This is a genomic window from Flagellimonas sp. HMM57 (assembly GCF_021390175.1).
Classification (GTDB): domain Bacteria; phylum Bacteroidota; class Bacteroidia; order Flavobacteriales; family Flavobacteriaceae; genus Flagellimonas.
In genome coordinates, this window is the sequence record NZ_CP090004.1 from 1,159,877 (window position 1) to 1,181,281 (window position 21,405).

Consider the following 21,405-nt stretch of genomic DNA (forward strand, 5'->3'; position numbering starts at 1 on the left):
TTCTATTTCTATATTGAAGCACTCCAAACTATTGACTTACTTCCTTTTGTTTTCTCCCCCAAAGAATACCCTTTTATGGGTATTTACATGTTGCCATTTTACTATTAAAATTCAACCGACCAAATAATCGCAATAATGAAAACATCCTTCTTAACCACAGTATTATTGTTTAGTCTTTTATTTACTGCTCAATCCCAAGAACAGCAAGTTGAACTTAAAGTCGGCTTCGACACTTCCAAGGTTGAAGTCAAGAGAGGGAAAAAGGAACTTTTTCTTCCTGTTAAATTATTATTTGAAGCCAAGAATATATCTAAAGACAGCCTGAGTCTGTACAAGTTGAAACTAAAGGTGAATGAGAAAGAAACTGATATTGCAGGCCAATTCTATAAACTACATTTTAAGCCATTATTACTTTCACAACTAGAGAGTAAAGAGAGTTTTTTCTTAGAAATTACTAAGGATACGATATTAGATAGAAAAAGAAAGCTAGTACTCGAAATTGAGCTTTCCAAAAAGGATTCAGCACTAAATAAAATAAACAAGGCCTCACATAAAAGAATGGAGATTTTAATTGATTCCTATAAGGAGGAAAAACTAGATGGGTATAAATATTTGGCATATGTAGGTACTAATTTTGATCTAGTAGAAGGCATAAGAGCAAAAGATTTATTTTTTGCCACAAATGTATATTCTCAACCATTGGAAGGAAAAAATAAAAACGTTGGTTTTTACCTTAGTTTATATGGCAATAGGGCCTTTACTCAAACCGACTCATTAGGAACAATTAGAACAAGAACTAAAGTTGAATCATTAACAGATTCTACTAGTTTACGAACAGTAAGTACAGATTTTTATGCTAATAAACGTGTAACAGACAATATCGGTGCTTACATAAGTCCTTTAATAAAACTAAATTGGTTTAAATCCAATAATCCAAATCGAAATATAAATCTATACTATTCTCCTTCATTGGAGTTTGTCTATCGCAGATCATCACTGAGCTTTGAAAACTTAAATATCAGCACCAACGATTCAATAATAATTAATCAAAGTTTTGATGAATTCATTGCAGGCCAAGAAATGCCTGAAGGTGAAATTCTACCTAGTCTGAATGCCCCTCTTTTTACAGAGACATTTAATGAATATTCATTTAATGCTGGAATAATAGGGTTGTTTTTGTCATTAGAAAATAAAACTATTAGTGTTAGGGTTCACGGCTCAGTTGGTTATGCATCAAATTACAATAGGGTTTTCGAAGATAATTTCAGGTCTTCAAGTATTAAACAAAGGAGTGACATTTTTTTCTCAGGAAGAGCATGGGTGACTGATTCCAAAACAGGAATTACGTTGCAAGCTGAAGTTACGAATTCAGCAATAAATCCAAGACCATTTTTTGTCGCAACACTTTCAAAAGCATTTAATTTCAAGAAAATCGGGGAGTTCTTTCAACCAATCATTAAACAATAAACAATTTAAAACGCTAAAACTTAAATAAGAAATAAAATGACATTTGAGGAATATCAAGAAGCTGCCAAAGAAACGATACAAGATCACGCTAACGAAGTTGTACCCTTTTTAGGAGTAATTGGTGAGATAGGTTCTGTGCTAACGCAATTAAAAATTAAACTAAGAGATGGCGAAGCTTATATCGCTTACAATACCAAACTAGCGGAAGAAATAGGCGATGTCTTATGGTATTTATCTACAATTGCAACTCAAAACGATATACTTTTAGAAGATGTTGTCAATCTAAATCTTTCTAAGATTAAAGATAGATTTTTAATTACAGACCCATCTGAATACATTGATTTTGATTCCAATTATCCTCCGAATGAGAGGTTCCCTGATGAATTTGAAATTGAATTCATCACTTATGTTGAAGATGAAAAAAATAAGTTGAAAATCATTGATAAAAGAGATGGCAAGTTGATTGGAGATCCTTTAACCGACAATTCTTATGAAGATGATGGCTATAGGTTTCATGATATTTTCCATTACGGTTATTTAGCTATTTTAGGTTGGTCGCCTGTTGTTAGAAAATTACTTTCCCTCAAAAGAAAAAGTAAACCATTAGTTGATGAGAATGAAGATGGCGCCAGGGCCCAAATAACGGAAGAGCTTATTTCTTTATTTATCTATCATCATGCACTAGAACATGACTTACTAAAGTATAGTAATAGTGTAGATTCAGGAATAATAAAAAAGGTTCAAAACCTGGTTAAAAATACAGAGATTAAAGAGTGTAGTGGCAAGCAATGGGAAAAGGCAATACTTGAATCATACAAGATATTTAATGATTTAAGAGAAAATGACGGTGGACGCGTGCTAGTAAGCAAAAAAAATAGGTCTCTAATCTACCTTGGGAAGAATTAAAACTTTAAATTATGAGATAAAGTATCCGAGAACAAGATGATTGAGATTAACACCAAATTAAGCCTCCCGAAGGAAACCGAAGTGTACGCAACTTATTGGAGATTTGCTTCCGAAAGACAGAACATATTCTTCAACAGAATTAAAAATGAAGTTGATTGGACATTTGATGAAATTTTGTTAAAACATAAGTTTACTAATGCCTATCGAGCCTCAGATAGAGTAAGTCAGTATTTAATCAAAAATGTTATTTACAATTATAGTCAAGAAACAAAGGAGGTTCTATTTAGAATATTGTTGTTCAAGACATTTAATAAAATTGAAACTTGGGAGTTTCTGTTGGCAAGATTAGGCAACATTTCTTACGCTGACTATAAATTCGAACGATATGACGCCGTTTTAACTGACTTAATGATTAACGGAGTTTCCATTTATTCAGGTGCCTATATTATGACCTCAGGACGAAGTGCTTTTGGCTACACAAAAAAACATAGGAATCATTTAAAGTTAATTGAGCACATGATCAATGATGATTTTGCAGAAAAAGTAGAAAACTCAAGTAACATGAAAAACCTTTTTGAAATATTAAGAAACTACCCGACAATAGGAAACTTTTTGGCATACCAATATACCATTGATATAAATTATAGTATGGTGGTTGATTTTGACGAAATGGATTTTGTATTCCCTGGTCCGGGAGCATCTGATGGAATAAAAAAGTGCTTTATTGATTTGGGTGATTATGATGAAATCGATATTATAAGATATGTAACGGATAGACAGCAAATTGAGTTTGAAAAGAATAACTTGGATTTTAAAGATTTGTGGGGTCGGGCACTACAACTTATAGATTGTCAAAATCTTTTCTGCGAAGTAGATAAATATTCCAGAGTAGCACATCCAAATATTTCTGGTCTTTCCGGAAGAAAGAGAATCAAACAAAAGTTCAAACCTAAATCTAATGATATAAAATATTGGTACCCCCCAAAATGGAATATTAATGAGAAAATAAATTGTCATTACAATGAGCAAGAAGAAAAAGTATAATGTTTTCATTAGCCACCACGGTAAAGACGATGACAAGGTACAGGGTTTAAAGAAGAGATTAATAGACAAAGGCTATTCAATAAGGAATTATTCTGTTGATAGCACTAAACATAAGGATGGTAGAAGACCTAGTGATGCAGTCATCCAGAGGTACTTAAGAAGACAAATTACTTGGGCCGGAACTTTTATTTGTTTGATTGGAAAAGAAACTCACACTAGAAAATGGGTGAATTATGAAATTAGAAAAGCCCATCTCCAAGGAAAGAAAATAGTGGGTATATATACTCATGGCAACAACAATTCCGTTGAATTACCTGAAGCCTTTAAAAAATATGGAGGACCTACTATAGGTTGGAATTCATTAGATAAATTAGGAGACATTATGGATGGTAAAGATTTTCCAAATGAAAATCCGGATGGAACTTCAAGGACACCGATATATAAAAGAAAGAAAGTTAAATGCAGCAAATAATGACTGGTTATTTTTCATATAAGATAGAACATGATTATGGTTTGGCACCTAATCCATTCGGTCAATATTGTACCCTAGCGGTATGTAAGCCTACTATTAGGAATAATAAAAACTTGAAGCTTGGTGATTGGGTGGTAGGGACTGGCAGTGCTCAGTTAGGTAATTTGCATCACCTGATTTTTGCAATGCAAGTAGAAGGAAAAATTACTCTTGATGAATATTGGAAAGATGAAAGGTTTCAATACAAAAAACCTATTCTTAATGGCAGTTTAGTTCAACTATATGGCGACAATTTTTACCATAAGAATCCAAAAACAGGAAAATGGATTCAGGAAGAATCCGCTCATACAGTAGTCGACAAAGAGGAACATCTAGAAAATGACACCAAGGGTAAATATGTTCTTTTTTCGGAGAACTTCTATTATTTTGGCAGCAACTCTCCAAAGATTCCAAATGAGTACTGGGATATATGTAATGAAGGTAGAAATATGAAATCGACCAGTATTGATACCAATATTGCCGATAATTTTGTGAATTGGTTGAAAGAAAACTTCGAAAAGGGTATTCATGGCGATCCAATAAATTGGAAGGAGCATTCGAATGAACATAACCAAACCAAACTTAAAGTTTGATTTATGGAAAATAAACATAAGCATCTTGAATTTATTCAAAACATAATTACCCGGATGAATACAAACTCATTTCAAGTTAAAGGGATGAGTGTGACCATTACGGCAGCTTTATTAGCTTTATCAGCAAGTGATTTTAATGTTTTATATGCTTCAATAGTTTATTTTTCATTATTTATTTTTTGGTGTTTAGATGCCTATTATTTGAGTCAAGAAAAAGGTTATAGAAAGTTATATGACGACGTTCGACACACCCACGAAAATGATGTTGACTTCAACCTTAAATTAGATTCAGATTACATTTCCGGAAAAAATTCTTGGAACCATACAATGCTAAATAAAACCATTCTACCATTATATGCCCTACAAGGCATAATTGCATTGATTCTTATTTTGATATTTAAAAACTGTACGCTTTAATTAGATATGAGCAAGTACTTATCACAAAAAGAGCTTGACAAAATATATCGCAAAGAAAAGAGAAGTCTTGGTGTAGTTAGGGTAAAAGATAAAATAAGAGATGCCAATCCTACTTTAGACAAAAGACTTCCAAAGGGTAAAGTCTTCTTTTCGCACAGTCATTTGGATAAAACCATTGTCGGAAAAATAGGCCTATTATTTAGCAAATTAGAAATTGAAATTTATGTAGACTGGTTAGATAAATCCTTACCTGAATCAACCAATGCCGTTACCGCCGCTTCAATAAAAAATAAAATTAAAGATTGCGACAAGTTCCTATTTTTAGCAACCTATCATGGATTAAGATCTAAATGGTGTAATTGGGAATTGGGCATAGCTGATGCTATGAAAGGAAATGACAATCTTGCCATTCTACCAATTGAGACAAAAAGTGGTAAATGGAAAGGAAACGAATATTTGCATCTTTATTCCGAAATGAGAATAAACGCTAATGACTTAGACAATATTAAAAGCTCTCAGGTAATTGTACACGGAGTCAATGGTAAAGAAGTATCCTTGAGGTCATGGTTATCCAATTAGTTGGAAATGGAAAGATGAAATTCATTATAACGTAGTTTAATGCTGTCTTGTCAAATGTTAAACTTTGTTAAAAGGTGAGCTACACGGTGAGCCTAAAAAACGGCCCCTTGGCAGGCCCTGTGTACAGGGCATTTCAGTGAAAAGTTCGAGTCCCGTCCATTCTTTAGTTTTACTAGCCGCTGCCCCTCACCTGACAGTTGTGACCAGTACAGATAGGTATTTGAGATAGTTACTAAATACATCTAATCATTCAATTTGGTATGACTACCTGTCTCTAAATCTTTTTTGGTTCTTACAGTGATTATTAGAAAAGTAATTGATTACGATGGCCAGTTATACAAGTATTCTATCATCGTTTTTTTGAACTCTTAAATTAGAAACCTTACCAAATCCCTTCCTCCGTGCAATACCCTAATAATCCGTATATATCCATTCATCTTACGATAGAAAATTATATGGGATATGTAAGGAAAACTGAACAGTCCATCCTTAATTTCTTTTCTTTCCTTACCTATATCCGGATTTTTGGCAATTGCCTTGAAATGGTCATTCAGCCCGAGAAGGTATTCTATTGCTTGTGGGTTTCCAAAACGGTATTCGCCATATTCGAAAATATCCTCGATATCATTATCCGCTTCTTGCGATAGAACATAACCGTTTTTCACTTGCTCTTCTTTGAAGCAATGATATCCTCCATAGATCTTGGACTATCGGGAGCTTTCCAGCCTTTCTCTACCTCTCTTTGAAGATCTCCGATGACCTTGTCCCGATAAATTCTATGCAAACGAATGGCATCACGGATTACTTCGCTATTGTTTTGATATTCGCCCGTGGCCACTTGGTCAGCAATATATTCTTCCTGTTTTTTAGTGAAACTGATATTCATAACAAATCCATTAGTATGTAAATTTATAATATATATCCATATTTAGCAAATATGGACATTTAATGAATTGTCTAAATAAACCTATTGGATAAATAAAAAAGGAGATTCCTATACCTTTTGTCCCCCATTCATATAATACTTTGCAAACCCATTGATATGATAACACAATAAATCATTATCAGTCATTTGTAAAGACTTCATGATAAATCATGCTGAACAAAACGTATGAGTGATTGCTTAATCTCATGTATTTCTTTTTCCACATTCAATTCAGCCAAATCACTTTCTTTTATTTGTTCTGAGGTTATAGTTGAACTAGCGGACCAATTTTTGGTTTCATAGTCTTCTATGGTATCTCGCAATCTTTTACGGATAGCCTTTAACTGAGGATTTTCTTTAATCATGGGTCTTAATAACCGATCATAAACCAAAGCAACTTCCAAATCCAGTTCGTTTCGGATTCCTCCATTCAGGAGCATCTTGTTTAAATCAAATCTTCTCTCCATAACCAAGTTAGTATTGTTTCATTCCCAATACAAGGTAATGTTAAATACTGTAAAGTGTAAAGAACAACTTTAAGACTTTTATAAGCAAATAAAATTGGAACACTCGTCTCATTAGGAATACTGTTTCCACTTTCTTTTTTCATTTTTCTATTCAGTAAAAATGGCACTCGCAACTGTTTATCTTATGGAAAAAATTTTGAAGTAATTTTGAAGTAATTTTAATGATAAGTAGTGTTTAATAGTGTAAAAGATATTTTATAATTAACTGATAATAAGTTAATTAACTCCAAATAATGTAAAGCCAAACACCCCTATTTGCATCCCGTCCAGACCGCTTAACATAATCCTAATTAGTTTATAAAAAGCTAGTTAGGATTTTTTGTTTTAATTATTGTACGATTTGTGTATGGTAAAACCCTCTAAACCTCATTTCGCATTGTTTATATTACAATTCAATGATGATTGAATCAATCTTATAACGAGCTTTACTAAAACTTGATGTGTTTTTTGAAAGAAACACAGCTAGCGCATCCAAGTATAGAAGCGGTTACCCATATGGTCAATATTTCATTGTTTTTACCAAAGCGTATCATATAAATGAAATTATTGGATGCTACTTCAAAACCAAACACACTCCAATGCTACATTTCTTGTAACTTTTACATCATCTTCAATATTTACTGAAAACAGCTTTCATTACATTTGAATGTAAAAATTGATGATTAAGATGAAGAATTTATTGTTGGCATTAGTTGTTCTTTTTCATATTATTTCCTGTGGTTCAGATTCTGGGAGTATAACTATTGTGCCAAGAGATGATGCTACTCAAGAAGAACCAGTAAGTGAAAATCCTAGTGAAGAAAGTGGCGCGGCCAGTGAATTTGATGATGGCGTAATGCGTAACCTCTCATCTGTTGAAATTGTTGCCGAAATGAAGACAGGCTGGAATTTGGGAAATAGCCTAGATACTGAAGGTCCAGATGAAACCTTTTGGGGGAATCCCGTAACGACCCAAGCCATGATCGATGAAGTGTCCAGCCGAGGGTTCAATACATTGAGGGTGCCCGTTACCTGGCGTTTTCATCAGGGAGATGCCCCCGATTATTCTGTAGAGGAAAGTTGGTTTGATAGAGTTGAGGAAGTCGTCAATTACGGAAGGGCCAATAACATGTATGTAATTATCAACGTACACCATGACGACCCTTGGATCATCCCTACCTATGAAAAAGGTGACGAAGTGAAGGACAGGCTTTCCAAACTATGGACTCAAATTGCGAATAGATTCAAAAATTATAGCGACTACTTAATTTTTGAAACGCTGAACGAACCTCGCCTTGAAAACTCACCAGAAGAGTGGTCCGGCGGAACCGCTGAGGGCAGAGATATGGTAAACCAATATCATCAGGTAAGTTTGGATGCTATTCGGGCTACTGGTGGTAACAATAGCTTAAGACAGGTCATGATTTCTACTTATGCAGCCAGTACAATACCTCTTGCTATGGACGCTCTCATTATTCCAAATGACGATGAACGAACAATAATCTCCCTACATTCCTATTTTCCATTTCCTTTTACATTGGAAGGTACGGACACCACTTGGGGGACAGATGGAGATAAAGCACAACTTGAAGCCGAAATGGACAGGATAAAAGCCAAATTCACGGACAACGGGAAAGCTGTCGTATTGGGGGAATGGGCCTCTGGCAATCAAAGTAACTTGGAAGACCGTATTGCCCATGCAACATTTTATGCCCAAGCCGCAGCCGAAAGAGGCTTTGCCAGTGTCTGGTGGGATAATGGAAATAGCAGTGTTTCCAATGATGGACTTGCTATTTTTAATAGACAGATCTTGACTTGGCCTTTTGGCGGAATCGCCGATATTATTGTAGAAGCGAATAAATAGGACAAAATTGGTCTACTACTAAAGCTTTTTTCAATATATCTTAAAGTTCCATTTGGCTTTTTATGGCAATAAATTTTAAGAAATCATTATTTTGGGCAACCAATATATAAGGCTTTCCTTGTATAGTGATTGTAGCTAAATCCTTGACATCACCATCCATAAAAAGTCCGGTTTCTTGTGGAGTTTTTGTTTCAAATGTTGTGCTTTTTGTTCCTTTTAAGAACATTCCATGGCCAGCATCAGCTCTTGGGGTTTCTACTTCAGATGCGTATAGATTTCCTCCCATAACAATATCCTTTATGCCGTCTAAATCAAAATCGGCAATTAAAATTTGGTTTGTAGGGGCTATTTGTGCTCTAAGCGGCAAATCATTCCTTTTAAACTTTCCATTTTCGTTAATGAATATGGCGCTTTTAAACGACGATACTTGATAATGAATACTGTTTTCCAGTTTTTTCTCCCCGTACACATCTACCAAAGTAGCTTTGGAAAACGCATCGTAATTTTCAAATTTCTTTTTAATGGATGGTATCTGTTGCGAAGTACACTCCCTACCCCTAACCGGATACTGCTCTCCATCATTATAATAACTTAAGACAATGTCATTTGTTCTATTTCCATCAAAATCGTTTAGAAAAACATCGAAGGTTGCATTTTTAGAAGCTTTGTATTTATAGTTGTCCCCAAGATTTCCTGCAACAAGGTCTATATCACCATCATTGTCAATATCGTTCGCCCTAAGACTGAACCACCAGCCCATAGTATCGTCCAGGCCCAGTTCTTCGGTCATTTCTTTAAAATTCTTCCCACCTTCGTTCCTAAAAATTCGCAGTTTCATCCATTCCCCTGTAATCGCTAAATCTTTCCATCCATCATCATCATAATCAAGCCATTGCGCAGCCGTCACCAAACCTATCTGATCGAACTTCGGCGCAATTTTACGGGTAGCGTTGATAAATTTGGGCATATTGGGTCTACCAACATTTTCCAGAATATAACTTGTAGCTGGGTAGGGATAATTTCCGGGAATCAATCTACCGCCCACAAAAAGATCCTGATCGCCATCTTTATCAAAATCACAGGTATATACTCTACTGCCACTCTCAAATAGCCGTGGTAGTGCATTTGTGTCTTTTACGAACGTTCCTTTTCCTTGATTGACATAAAGTCTATCCTGTAGCATTGGAGAACCTGGTTTGAATTCATTGCCCCCACTAACGATGTAAAGATCATTGTCGCCGTCACCGTCAGCATCGAAAATAAGTGCCCCAATATCTTCGTGCATTCTATCTTGCAAGAGAATCTTTAACTTCTGTTGTTCAAAAGAGCCATTGGGCTTTTGAAAAAATAAGCCTCCAGGATACTTTGAAGCAGCTCCAATATAAAAATCATCCAGACCATCACCGTTTAGATCACCAACGGCCAAACCAGGTCCAAATCTTGAAGTTTTATGCGGTAACAGGATTTCATTTTTAAAATCATCATAGGTATTCTCTTTGTGTTTATAGAGCGCCAATGTATCCGAATAGCTTTCAAATAACTTGGCAGCAACAGTATTGTCTTCAATTTCTCTCTTAGCCAGTTCTAAATCTAAGACCAAATTACCATTAACCTCAACCTTGGTCAATTTCTGCCTTTTTTGGTTGGGCCATATCACAACAAGGCTATCAATAATATCCGCCTTGCCCAAACCAAAATGAAGCTTTGGTGCTACAGATGATTGAAAACCCCTGCTTAGTGTGACTTCTTGAACTTGATGGGCTTTATCATGAAATACATGCACTTTAGCACCTATACCATATCTATTTTTTGGGCTTCCTTTAAACCCCAATGTGATATGGTTGTTGGTATCGGAACTATGGTTTTCGAACACAGATATCACTTTATCTATATTATTGGTAACCAGTTCCAAGTCACCATCATTATCCAAATCCACATAAACAGCTCCGTTTGAAAAGCCCTCATCCTTCATACCCCACACTTCATTATTTCTTGAAAAGGTAAGATCTCCATTATTTTTAAAAATGTAATTATCAATAGGCTCTGAAGGAATGCGAAGACTTTTGATCAATAAACTGTCTTTATGTTTCTTTTCTCCTCTAAGGCTTTCAAAATAGTCTTTGTTATTAATTTCCCTTCGGGTTCCGTTAGAAACAAACAGGTCCTTAAAACCATCATTGTCAAAATCAGCCAATAAAGGAGCCCAGCTCCAGTCTGTAGATGAAACGCCGGCCAGACGTGAAATATCCTTCAGTTTTGGAATGCCGTTATGACTGAATCCCGTATTCATTTGCAAAGCATTCTGCATGAATTGATACTGAAACCCAACACGTTCAATATTCTCGAAGAGTTCTGGGTTCATACTGGCCATATTGGCCTTGGACCTACGGTTTGAAGCTGCATCCATATCCATTTGGACAATATCCATGAAACCATCGTTATTAAAATCCGCTATGTCCACGCCCATTCCGTAAAATGCCGTATGCGCCGTTGCGTTCTTAATCTCATTTTTGAACGTGCCGTCTTTTTGGTTGATGTACAAGCAATCTGGAGTACCAAAATCATTGGAAACATAAAGATCGGTCCATCCATCTTCATTTAAATCGGATGCCGTAACGCTCAAAGAAAGACTGTACAATTTTACTCCGGAAGATTCCGTGATTTTTGTAAAATGTCCATCATCGTTCCTGTACAAGTTATCCGTTTCTAAATCGGTTACCCTATCCATCCGCATCTTGTAGTTATAACTATTGTATTCAAATGGTGTTATGGGATAGTTGGCAACATACACATCTAGGTCGCCATCATTATCAAAATCAAAAAAAGTGGCGTCGACACTGTTACCAGCATCATCTAGACCATATTCAGCGGCACTCTCCACAAAAGTATTGTCACCCTGATTTATAAAGAGTTGGTTTTTTTTATTGCCAGATTGTCCCGCTACCAGACAATAAATATCCAAAAGACCGTCGCCATTTACATCGGCCATGGTTGTTCCTGTGTACCATCTATTATCCCCCTTCAGACCAGATTCTGAAGTAATATCCGTAAACTTCAGATTACCATTATTGATGTAGAGTTTATTGTCCACCATATTTCCTGTGAAGAAAAGATCCGTAAGGCCATCATTATTGATATCCCCAGCAGATACTCCACCACCCATATAAATGTAAGGGTAGGTAAAGTAATTGAGGGTATCAGTTTCTACAAGTATATTTTCAAATGTTATTCCTGTATCTTCCGATGATAGCTTGGTGAAAATTCTTTGCTCATTTTCACCTTTCTTACCTTCAACTTTTTCTTCTTTTTTGATATCATCACAACCAAAAAAAACTACTATGCCCAATACTATGAGACTCCTCCACATATTTTATTCTGTTTTATGCTTCATTTAAATACTTCCCTTAAAATACTAAAAAAGGAAATGAGCGAAAATTAGGATTCTCGCTCATTACAACTAAACTTAACTAACTCAACACCTTAGTAACCAGGGTTCTGATCACCCTGTCCTATGGCAGTGTTGCTATCAATTTCATTCTGTGGTATCGGCATAACCCTATGTACACTGGGATCATAGTTCCTTATCACTTGCAGAGAGGGGTCTGGATTGTTAAAGTTAGCATCGGGGAAAATGGAAAGTTCTTGGTCATCCAAATTCCATCGTACCAAATCATCAAAACGTTGCTGCTCCCCACAAAGTTCCACAAAACGTTCGTGGACAATGGCGTTAAATATCTGCTCTGAGGTATTCACAGGAAAACCTCTCGCATCCATGGTAGCAGTTCCATATTGGGGCATTTCAGCTCTATCCCGTATCTGGTTTAAAAAATCTATGGCAGCTTCATTGTTACCCAAGTTCAGTTCAACTTCGGCCTGCATTAAAATTACATCAGCATAGCGCATGATTCTGGCATTGATACCACTGTTCTCCGATACATTTTGCTCATCGTACAATTGTGAAAACTTGTACCACACCGGTCCTCCCACACAACCAGGGCATGGGAATGTAAAAGCATCCCCGGGACCATAGGTATTGTCACTATCGATCAGTATAGCCTGTTCCAATCTTGGATCATCTTCTTCAAATTCAGATATGACTTTGGTTGAAGGTCTTGCGTTGGCCCATCCCGTATAATCTTGCGAACGAAAAGTAACTTCAGAAGTACCTATACCCGTCTGTGCCCATCGTTCTTGCTCAGTACCCACTTCGCCGTTGTATCCTATTTCAAACATGGATTCATCATTATGTTCCCCAGATTCACTAAAGTTATCGCGATATTCTTCAAGTGGGAGTAAACTGTGATTGGTCACGTTATTAAATGCTTGTTGTGCTTCCGAGTACCTTTCCCTGTGCAGATAAATTTTACCCAATAAGGCATAAGCCGCTTCCTTGGTCACTCTTCCCGTTTCCGTAGTCCCCTTAGGAAAAGTAAGTTGGGTAGATAAAATCAAATCGTCAATCATTTGATTATAGACTTCATCGACAGTAGCACGTGGCTGATCTACTAACTGTTCTTCCAGGTCCACTTTGAGGGGCACGCCTCCAAAACGTTTTACCAAGTGATAATAATATAATGCCCTCAAAAAATAGGCTTGTCCCAGTGCGTCATTAATATCGGTATCATCAAAATCACTTGTGAGAGCATTTGTTCGCATTCGTTCTTCATTCCCTATAACAAAATTACAAGCCCCTATTCCGTTGAAACATGCTGTCCAATATTGTGCTATATTATCAAGGGTAGCATTAAATTCAAATCGATTAAAAGGAGCAAAATTTGGATCTCCGCTGGACACCACCTCATCGGACATCGCATCTGGAAAAATGTAACCGGTTCGCTGGTAAACAATTTGGAACTGGTTGTAACTTGCATTGACGGCAGCTTCAACTTGGTTCGACGATTCAAAGAAAATATTGGCGTTCAATACATTTGTGTTCTCTACTGGCACATCTTCATCACAAGCAACGAACACCATGGCAATCATCAATGCTACGTTTCTTAAAAAAATACTGTTTATCGTTTTCATCTTTCTCACATTTTTTTTTAAAATTCAAATTGGACTCCACTCAAGACGGTAATCGGTCTAGGCTGTGCGCTTCTATCGATTCCTAAACCATCGACCAAACCTTGTGCGTTGTAAAAAGGAGCTATTTCTGGATCAAATCCTGTATAGTTTGTAAATGTCAGTAAGTTTTGGCCCTGTACATAAATCCGCAACTTTTTGATGATACCGTTTCCAGACTTGTTCACTAAGGTATTGGGAAAAGTGTAGCCAACGGTCACGTTTCTTAATCTGAGATAAGAACCGTCTTCAATATATCTTGATGAAATTTCATTGTTTATATTCGAACCAAATCTAAAACGTGGGATATCGGTAACATCTCCAGGGTTTTGCCATCTTCGTAAGACTTGGGTACCGTAATTTAAACCGTTGTCCAAGCCTTCCAAGTAAAAAATGTTGCTGTTTAGGATATCAACTCCCTGAACTCCGTTGAACAGCACATCAAAATCCCAACCATTGTATTCTGCCCTTAGATTAATAGCATAAGTAAAATCCGGATTTGGATTTCCGATAACTGCCCTATCTTCCAAACTGATTTGACCATCTTCATTAACATCACGAAAGCGAACATCACCTGGCTGAACAGGCACAGCCGCATCATTGTTGTTAGGAAGTTCTGCATCTATTTGTTCTTGCGTGGAATAAACACCATCTGCCACTAGACCAAAGAAGTGGAAAGGAGCTTCGCCAACAGCCAATCTGGACAGTGCAGAATCGAAAGGTGGATCAAGCCTCGCCCTTTCGATAGGGTCATCTGATACCCCAAGGTTCTCAACAACATTTTTTGCATGAGTTACGTTTGCCCAAAAATTCCATTTGAACTTACCTTTATAATCATTATAGCCTAACGTAAATTCCATACCTTCTACATCTACATCACCCACATTTCTGATTACGGGGACGCCTTCATTGCTATCCCCGGGAATACCATTGGAAGGAGCAGAATTGACAGGAACTAAAAGATCACTACTTCGGTTTTTGAAATAGTCGAAACCAAACTGAATCTGGTCATATAAGAAGCCTATGTCCAAGCCATAATTTTGCTTTACTTGGGTTTCCCAACGTAAATCAGCATTTCCAGGGGTTACAGGGGAAATTCCCGTTACGGTCTCATTTCCTATCGAAGCTGGTAAATTTACACCCAATGCCGAGTTAAACTGATTTACCGAAAGAGGACCATTTCCAACTCTATTATTTCCTGCCTCTCCGTAACTGGCTCGTAACTTTAAGTTGTTAATCGCACTTACATTGAACCAAGATTCGTTAGAAACGTTCCAGCCCAAAGCTCCTGAATAAAACCACTGGAAAGCATTTCCGTTGTCCAAAGAAAATCTAGACGAAGCATCCCGTCTGGCCGAACCACTTATAGAATATCGGTCATCATATCCATACCCCCCTAAAAAAAGAATTGAGTTGATGTTGTCTGGAACCGAAAAGGATAAAGCTCTCGCATTAGGTGAAAAAGCCTCAGGTATAGCAGAAGATACTTCGTTGTTATCCGATATTGCGGTCGATTCAAATCGTATTCTTGTTTGTTCCAATACCGCCGAGGCGTTCACCGAGTGTTTGCCAAAATCACGATCAAGAGCCAATGTATTGGTAAAAACCGTTTGAGATAGTGTCTGTCTGGTCTTATCGATAAAATTGATAGGGTTCACAAATCTACCACCAGATTCCGCAAAAGCTCTTCTTTCCCTATCTTGCAGGAAAAGGTTTGCGCTCAATCCAAATTGAGACCTAAATGAAAGCCCTTTAGCCAGTTTGATATTTGCAAAAAGGCTACCAATAATATTCGTGTTTCTATTCAAATTGTCTTGTGTTGCCTGAACTCTGATTTGATTCCTTGAGTCGTTAAAGTCATCCGAATCAGTTCCTCCAAAAAGACCATCTTCCGTAGTCACAGGAATATAGGGTGCCTGGCCTATAATGTTTTGGAATGGGTCACGTCCTGCATCAACTTCGGGCAATACAGTTTCAGTGTATGCCAAAGACAAGGTTTGTCCAATATCCAACCAATCTGTTACATTGGCATCTGTATTTACATTTAGTGTGGTTCTTTCGAAACCGGTATCTACAAATACCCCTTGTTGGTCCAAACGTGAAAAGCCAACATTGAATCGTGCTTTTTCGCTACCACCATTTACATTACCGGTAATATTATAGATGGATGCTTGTCTAAAATATGCCTCTTGCCAATCTGTATCCACTCCATTTCCATCAAATGAAGGGTCATTGTTAACTCGTCCTACTGGAAAATCGGGACCACCACTTTGACCAGCCAGTGCGTTGACCTCCCTAAGAAATTGAATGTATTGCTCAGTGTTCAAAAGATCATATCGCCTATTGAATTCTTGGATACCCGAAGATATGTTCAATGAAAATGACGCTTTGCCAACTTTACCTTTCTTTGTGGTTACAATGACCACCCCATTGGTACCCCTTGACCCATAAATTGCAGTGGAAGCCGCGTCTTTCAATACATCTATCTTTTCAATACTTGCCAAATCAAGACTATTGATATTATCTGTGAACACCCCATCCACTACGATAAGCGGTCTACCATCACTAAAGGTATTTACACCCCTAATTTGTATCAAAGTCTGTGATCCCGGCGAACCGCCATTGGTAATGGTCACCCCTGCAGCCCTACCTTGTAATGCTTGCCCCAAATCAGTGTTGGGAAACTCACTTAGTTCATCGGCATCGATTACCGATGTGGCAATGTTCTTCTGTGTTCCATAGTTGACTATGACCACTTCATCCAAAGTGAACACATCCTCAATAAGTTGAACATTCATTTGGTTTTGACCAGAATACGTAATCTCTCTTGACTTAAATCCGACATAAGAGAAGACCAAAACATCACCATTGTTCAACTTGGCAAGGGTATATTTTCCATCAAAATCGGTTACCACACCGTTTTGGGTACCTTTAACGATAACGGTTGCTCCTGGTAGCGGTCCATCACTGGAGGTTACCGTACCTGTTATAACTTGCCCAATAGTTTGACTTGATATCACCAAGAATAGGACAAAACATAAGTTCTTTAGCTTCATTTGTTTGATTAGTTTAGATTTAATTTCAGACCATATCCTAACCATTATTTCAGTTGAATATAGATATGGATAAGGTTGACAAAGTGCAAGTTAGATTTAACAGTAGGTTGAGGAAACTTGATTTGATGCAATAAATATGTCATATGTTGCATTTGGAAGAACACGTATAAATATGCGAATATGCTGCATTCGGAAGAGCGGCAGTATCACTCCTCATTTAATGAAAAAAAACCTATAATCTTCTATTTGCTCCTCTTTGGAAGCTCGCCGAATTGCTTTTTATAACAAACCGTGAAGTACGAAGCTGATAAGAAACCAACCCTATGCGCAACTTCACTTACATTAAGGTTTTTATCATTTTGGAAAAGCGTTCTCGACCTTTCCAGACGAACCCTTCGGATAAATTCAATAGGGGATAGCCCTGTCAAGGTTTTAATTTTTCTGTAGACTTGGCTTCGACTTAAGCAGAGATGTGAGGATAGTTTCTCAACATTTAAAGACGGGTTTTCAATATTATCTTGAACATATTCCACAACCCTTTGGATAAAGTCATTGTCCAAATCGGTTTCTCTTTTTTCTGTATTAGGTACGGATACGTTTGCATATCGTTGCAGTAGCCGGTCTTTTTTCAATAACAACTGCTCCAAGACCACTTTAAGTTCTTTTGTATCAAAAGGTTTGACCAGATAGGCTTCTACTCCTGCTTCCATTCCCTTTATTCTATCCTTTGTAAGTTCTTTAGCGGTGAGCATTATAATTGGTATATGGTTTAATGAAGGGTCGTTCTTTACCTTTTTACTAAACTCTATTCCATCCATAAGTGGCATGATCACATCGGTAATGATAATATCTGGATGGTGTTCCATGGCTTTTAGCCACCCTTCTTGACCATCGGATGCCAAAATCAACTCATAATCCTGCTCCAATATCGAAATAAGGTAATCCTGGAGATCTACATTGTCCTCAGCAATAAGCAACTTTTTTTTCGATTCCTTTTTGGATAGAATATCCTCAATCTTATAAATCTCAGGTTTTGATTTTGAAGTATCAATAGACGATACAAGCTGCTGTTCTTTCTTCGTTTGGGAATATTGCGCCCCTTGGTAGAACTCCTTTCCATAGGGTAGGATTATTTTAAAAATGGAGCCTTTTCCCAGCTCACTCTGCACTTCTACAACTCCCTTGTGAAGTTCCACAAAGCTCTTTACCATTTCCAAACCTACACCTGTGCTTCCGTAATACGATTTGTTCAGCTCACTGATTTGATAGAAACGTTTGAATATTTTTTTATAATCTTTTTGATCGATACCGGGGCCATTGTCTTTTATGCTGACTTCCACAACGGGAATTGGAGCTTCTTCACTAATTAAGGGAAGAATTCTTTTGTCCCCAGAAATTACGCGCACCTGAACCTTGCCCTCATTTGGGGTAACTTTAAAGGCGTTGGACAATAAATTGAACAAGATCTTTTCCAGCATGCCCTTATCGGCCCATACATCCAGATTTTTGCTCTCGTACTTTAACTCCAAACGGATAGATCTTCGTTTAGATTCTTCATTGAAAAAGCTGAGTATCCCTTTGGTATGCGCTATGAGGTTAAATTGACTAATCCTTAACCTAAGTTTATTGGATTGAAGCTTTCTAAAATCCATTAACTCATTGATCAATCTTGATAAACGCTCTGCGTTTTTATGTATAATGTTGTGTTTTTGACGGATAGATGTGGAAAAACTGGATTCATTCAATTCTATCAGTTCCTTTATAGGATTGATTATCAATGTTAATGGCGTTCTAAACTCGTGGGAAATGTTCGTGAAGAACTGAAGCTTCTGTTGTTGGAGTTCTACTTTTTGTTTTCTGCGTTCACGTTCGAGCCTAAATGTATTTCTTTCATTTACCCGCTTTTTATATAAGAACATTCCAGAGAACACCAAAAGCGAAAAAAAGAGAGCATAGAGCAAATAAGCCCAAACGGTCTTCCACCATGGGGGCATCACCCTAATCTGTAATATGACCGAGGCCTCATTCCATTTGTTATCGTTGTTTGATGCCTTTAGCTTAAAAGTGTAGTCCCCAGAAGCAAGATTGGTATACGTAGCACTGGTTTTGGAATCCACATAGTTCCATGTTTTTTCAAAACCTTCCAGAAAATAGGCGTATTGATTTTTTTCTGGTCTTGTATAGCTTATCGCTTCATAATCGATGGTCAATACATTTTGATCATGCCGCAATGTTATCATATTGGACTCTGGGGTTGAATCCAATAAACTGAATTGGTCGGTCTTATCAATTTTTTTATTGAAAAGCTTAATATCCTTTAAATAAGGCTTTGTCAAGTACGGATTGTATATTATGTTTTTAGGTTCTATGATATTCACTCCCTTTTTGGTACCTAAGTATACCCTACCGTTCTTATCCATTACCACTGCGCGATCGATCAAGAAATTTTCCAGTAACCCGTCGTAAGTTGTAAATCGGATAAAGTCATTTGTTTCCCTATTTATTTTTAAGACTCCTTGTTTGCTACTTAACCAAAGTTCGTTTTTAATCGGCTCAAAGATGGCGTTGACATAGGTCAGATTATGATTCTCTAGTTCCAATCGCTCAAAACCATGTTCATCTCTTTTATACAGGAACAGACCGCCTCCGTTGGTTCCAAACCATACTGTTCCGTCCTGAGTTTCATAAATATCCAAGATACGGCTAGAACTTGGGTGCCCTCCAAACTTGGATGAAATTGCGATATTATGGCCCACTGCATTGTACTTATCTTCACCCTTCTTTTTAATATGATAAAGCCCAGAAGAAGTTCCCACCCATATATAACCATAACTATCATGATACAATACTTTTACATCTTTTTGTGTGATTTGGGAACTACTGTATGAATCACCAGCAGGAACCATGATTTCTTCCGTTGTAGGATCATAATAATAGACCCCTTCCAAAAAGGAACCTATCCATATCTTTCCCGTACCATCTTCTGTAAAACAACGGACTTTATCAGTTTTGAGCACTCCAGAAGTGCTCGTCTCAGTGAAGTTTAAAAAAGTCTTTGTACCTTTTTTCAATAGAAAGATTCCATCTCCCCAAGTTGCTATCCAGACATTTCCGCCACTATCTATAAAGACATCTTCAATATATACCCCTTGTTTTATACCACTATAAATTGAATCAGATTTCCCATATACGTTGGCAATAGCACCTGTGTTCGCATCCAAAATATCGATTCCGTTTATTTGGGCGATCCAAATCTTATCATCTTCTGTTTTGGCCAAAGCCTTTACGTCATTGGTTTGAATGCTATTTTCTATATCCCCTCTCTGTAGTGCATTAAATTTGTTATAGTGTTCATCAAAAAAGCCCAACCCATTTTCATAATAGCCAAGCCAAAGTCTATTTTCATTATCCAATAATATGGACCAAACAGAGTCAGAAGCTATACTGTACTTGTCCTTTGCATTATACAGATAGTGCTTTACGATGTTACCGTTCATATCCAGAATAGCCAGGCCTTCATTCTCAACAGCAATAAAAATATGTTCTATGCCACTTGTTATGGACATTATGGCACTTTGAACAATATCCAGTTTGTCAAAAGTCGGTCGTGCTTTTTTCAAATCCCCTTTAAACACTCCGCTCCTTAAAGTTCCTACCCATAGGCTTTCCCGCTTGTCCAAATGTAATTTTGTGATGTGCTTGTCCAAACCATTTAGATCTAAAGGCATCTTTTCAATTTGTCCCTTTTGACGATAGCGTTCTAGTTTTAATCCATCATTCGTTGCGATATAAAGATCTCCTTTGGTTGAATATTGCAAGTCCAAAACTGCAGTTCCCAACAAGGCGTAATTTTTTAAGGCGTTCTTTTCCGTATTCACCTCCCGTATGCCATCATAGGTCCCTACAAGAAACTTATCTTCGTATTGTGCAAAGCACAATATATTAGTGTAGTTCGGTCGTATAGTATCATCTACGTTATTATTCAATCTTTTGAAAGAGTTCAACCTATCGTCATAAAAACATAGACCCGCATCAGTACCTATCCATAATTGCCCTGATGCATCAACAAATAGTGAGCTTATCGAGTTACTATTAATACTATTGGTGTCATTTAAATCATGTACGTAGTATGTGTAGGAATAACCGTTGAACTTATACAGACCGGCCCCATCGGTACCTATCCATATAAAACCAAACTTGTCCGTTACCATGGTAGTTATAGGACGTTGAAAGATATTTTCCTTAACGGAATTAAACTCCAAGGACCCAAAGTCAATTTGTGACCAAGCTCCTTTGGAACTTAAAAGAAAAACAAATAAAACCAGAAACCTTAAAAGCTTAGGACATTCTTTTATAACGTTCACCATCCGTTGTTGAATTAATAATTCAAGAAAAAGCATTTTAAACCTAGTAAAAATAAAATTTGTAGCATTTTAAGCTTCAAATGTTGCAAACATCTTCCAAACAAATGTTCAT

At 37.0% G+C, this 21,405-nt stretch carries 15 protein-coding genes; 8 read left to right on the forward strand and 7 right to left on the reverse strand.

Features of this window, described 5'->3' with window-relative positions; genetic code table 11:
• The first annotated feature begins 135 nt into the window (after positions 1-135).
• From LV716_RS05255 to LV716_RS05285, 7 genes are read left to right on the forward strand one after another with little or no spacing between them, the layout of a single operon-like run.
• Positions 136-1,467 (forward strand): hypothetical protein, encoded by a 1,332-nt coding sequence (locus LV716_RS05255; RefSeq protein ID WP_163416709.1) that lies wholly within the window; start codon positions 136-138, stop codon positions 1,465-1,467.
• Positions 1,468-1,503: 36 nt separating this feature from the next.
• Positions 1,504-2,373, forward strand: a complete 870-nt coding sequence (locus LV716_RS05260; protein ID WP_163416710.1) for a nucleoside triphosphate pyrophosphohydrolase family protein — start codon at positions 1,504-1,506, stop codon at positions 2,371-2,373.
• 36 nt (positions 2,374-2,409) lie between these two features.
• A complete protein-coding gene (locus tag LV716_RS05265; RefSeq protein ID WP_233759233.1) occupies positions 2,410-3,417 on the forward strand; it encodes a nucleotide kinase domain-containing protein in 1,008 nt (335 codons plus the stop codon).
• The gene (locus tag LV716_RS05270; RefSeq protein ID WP_163416711.1) at positions 3,395-3,889 is read left to right on the forward strand and encodes a TIR domain-containing protein; all 495 of its coding nucleotides are present in this window, start codon (positions 3,395-3,397) and stop codon (positions 3,887-3,889) included. The genes LV716_RS05265 and LV716_RS05270 overlap by 23 nt, the downstream gene beginning before the upstream one ends.
• Complete coding sequence (locus LV716_RS05275) at positions 3,877-4,521, forward strand: hypothetical protein (RefSeq protein ID WP_233759234.1); 645 nt, start codon at positions 3,877-3,879, stop codon at positions 4,519-4,521. The genes LV716_RS05270 and LV716_RS05275 overlap by 13 nt, the downstream gene beginning before the upstream one ends.
• Positions 4,522-4,524: 3 nt before the next feature.
• Positions 4,525-4,938, forward strand: a complete 414-nt coding sequence (locus tag LV716_RS05280) for a hypothetical protein (protein ID WP_163416713.1) — start codon at positions 4,525-4,527, stop codon at positions 4,936-4,938.
• 6 nt (positions 4,939-4,944) lie between these two features.
• Positions 4,945-5,517 carry a toll/interleukin-1 receptor domain-containing protein gene (locus tag LV716_RS05285; protein WP_163416714.1) on the forward strand — a complete coding sequence of 191 codons (573 nt, stop codon included), beginning with the start codon at positions 4,945-4,947 and terminating at the stop codon, positions 5,515-5,517.
• A 368-nt stretch (positions 5,518-5,885) separates the two neighbouring features.
• Here the strand turns inward: LV716_RS05285 and LV716_RS05290 are convergent, their stop codons facing one another.
• The 3 genes from LV716_RS05290 to LV716_RS05300 all read right to left on the reverse strand — a co-directional run bounded on the left by LV716_RS05290 (position 5,886) and on the right by LV716_RS05300 (position 6,909).
• Positions 5,886-6,182 carry a type II toxin-antitoxin system RelE/ParE family toxin gene (locus tag LV716_RS05290; RefSeq protein WP_163416715.1) on the reverse strand — a complete coding sequence of 99 codons (297 nt, stop codon included), beginning with the start codon at positions 6,180-6,182 and terminating at the stop codon, positions 5,886-5,888.
• Positions 6,179-6,403 (reverse strand): type II toxin-antitoxin system ParD family antitoxin, encoded by a 225-nt coding sequence (locus tag LV716_RS05295; RefSeq protein ID WP_163416716.1) that lies wholly within the window; start codon positions 6,401-6,403, stop codon positions 6,179-6,181. Before LV716_RS05295 ends, LV716_RS05290 begins: the two co-directional genes overlap by 4 nt.
• Positions 6,404-6,600: 197 nt before the next feature.
• On the reverse strand, positions 6,601-6,909 hold the full coding sequence (locus LV716_RS05300; protein WP_163416717.1) for a hypothetical protein: 309 nt from the start codon (positions 6,907-6,909) through the stop codon (positions 6,601-6,603).
• A gap of 727 nt (positions 6,910-7,636) precedes the next feature.
• Here LV716_RS05300 and LV716_RS05305 point away from each other — a divergent pair.
• Positions 7,637-8,812, forward strand: a complete 1,176-nt coding sequence (locus LV716_RS05305) for a glycoside hydrolase family 5 protein (RefSeq protein ID WP_163416718.1) — start codon at positions 7,637-7,639, stop codon at positions 8,810-8,812.
• 40 nt (positions 8,813-8,852) lie between these two features.
• Here LV716_RS05305 and LV716_RS05310 read toward each other — a convergent pair whose 3' ends face one another.
• From LV716_RS05310 to LV716_RS05325, 4 genes are all read right to left on the reverse strand, one after another.
• The gene (locus LV716_RS05310; protein WP_163416719.1) at positions 8,853-12,179 is read right to left on the reverse strand and encodes an FG-GAP-like repeat-containing protein; all 3,327 of its coding nucleotides are present in this window, start codon (positions 12,177-12,179) and stop codon (positions 8,853-8,855) included.
• Positions 12,180-12,292: 113 nt separating this feature from the next.
• Positions 12,293-13,837, reverse strand: coding sequence for a RagB/SusD family nutrient uptake outer membrane protein (locus LV716_RS05315; protein WP_163416720.1), 1,545 nt, complete (start codon positions 13,835-13,837; stop codon positions 12,293-12,295).
• Positions 13,838-13,854: 17 nt separating this feature from the next.
• Positions 13,855-16,929 carry a TonB-dependent receptor gene (locus LV716_RS05320; protein ID WP_163416721.1) on the reverse strand — a complete coding sequence of 1,025 codons (3,075 nt, stop codon included), beginning with the start codon at positions 16,927-16,929 and terminating at the stop codon, positions 13,855-13,857.
• A 242-nt stretch (positions 16,930-17,171) separates the two neighbouring features.
• Positions 17,172-21,296 (reverse strand): hybrid sensor histidine kinase/response regulator transcription factor, encoded by a 4,125-nt coding sequence (locus LV716_RS05325; RefSeq protein ID WP_163416722.1) that lies wholly within the window; start codon positions 21,294-21,296, stop codon positions 17,172-17,174.
• Positions 21,297-21,405 lie beyond the last annotated feature (109 nt).

What these genes read in the sequence shown, in the direction of transcription:
- LV716_RS05255 (WP_163416709.1), top strand. Translation starts at nt 136, where the DNA reads ATGAAAACATCCTTCTTAACCACAGTATTATTGTTTAGTCTTTTATTT.
- LV716_RS05260 (WP_163416710.1), top strand. Translation starts at nt 1,504, where the DNA reads ATGACATTTGAGGAATATCAAGAAGCTGCCAAAGAAACGATACAAGAT.
- LV716_RS05265 (WP_233759233.1), top strand. Translation starts at nt 2,410, where the DNA reads ATGATTGAGATTAACACCAAATTAAGCCTCCCGAAGGAAACCGAAGTG.
- LV716_RS05270 (WP_163416711.1), top strand. Translation starts at nt 3,395, where the DNA reads ATGAGCAAGAAGAAAAAGTATAATGTTTTCATTAGCCACCACGGTAAA.
- LV716_RS05275 (WP_233759234.1), top strand. Translation starts at nt 3,877, where the DNA reads ATGCAGCAAATAATGACTGGTTATTTTTCATATAAGATAGAACATGAT.
- LV716_RS05280 (WP_163416713.1), top strand. Translation starts at nt 4,525, where the DNA reads ATGGAAAATAAACATAAGCATCTTGAATTTATTCAAAACATAATTACC.
- LV716_RS05285 (WP_163416714.1), top strand. Translation starts at nt 4,945, where the DNA reads ATGAGCAAGTACTTATCACAAAAAGAGCTTGACAAAATATATCGCAAA.
- LV716_RS05295 (WP_163416716.1), bottom strand. Translation starts at nt 6,403, where the DNA reads ATGAATATCAGTTTCACTAAAAAACAGGAAGAATATATTGCTGACCAA.
- LV716_RS05300 (WP_163416717.1), bottom strand. Translation starts at nt 6,909, where the DNA reads ATGGAGAGAAGATTTGATTTAAACAAGATGCTCCTGAATGGAGGAATC.
- LV716_RS05305 (WP_163416718.1), top strand. Translation starts at nt 7,637, where the DNA reads ATGAAGAATTTATTGTTGGCATTAGTTGTTCTTTTTCATATTATTTCC.
- LV716_RS05310 (WP_163416719.1), bottom strand. Translation starts at nt 12,179, where the DNA reads ATGTGGAGGAGTCTCATAGTATTGGGCATAGTAGTTTTTTTTGGTTGT.
- LV716_RS05315 (WP_163416720.1), bottom strand. Translation starts at nt 13,837, where the DNA reads ATGAAAACGATAAACAGTATTTTTTTAAGAAACGTAGCATTGATGATT.
- LV716_RS05320 (WP_163416721.1), bottom strand. Translation starts at nt 16,929, where the DNA reads ATGAAGCTAAAGAACTTATGTTTTGTCCTATTCTTGGTGATATCAAGT.
- LV716_RS05325 (WP_163416722.1), bottom strand. Translation starts at nt 21,296, where the DNA reads ATGGTGAACGTTATAAAAGAATGTCCTAAGCTTTTAAGGTTTCTGGTT.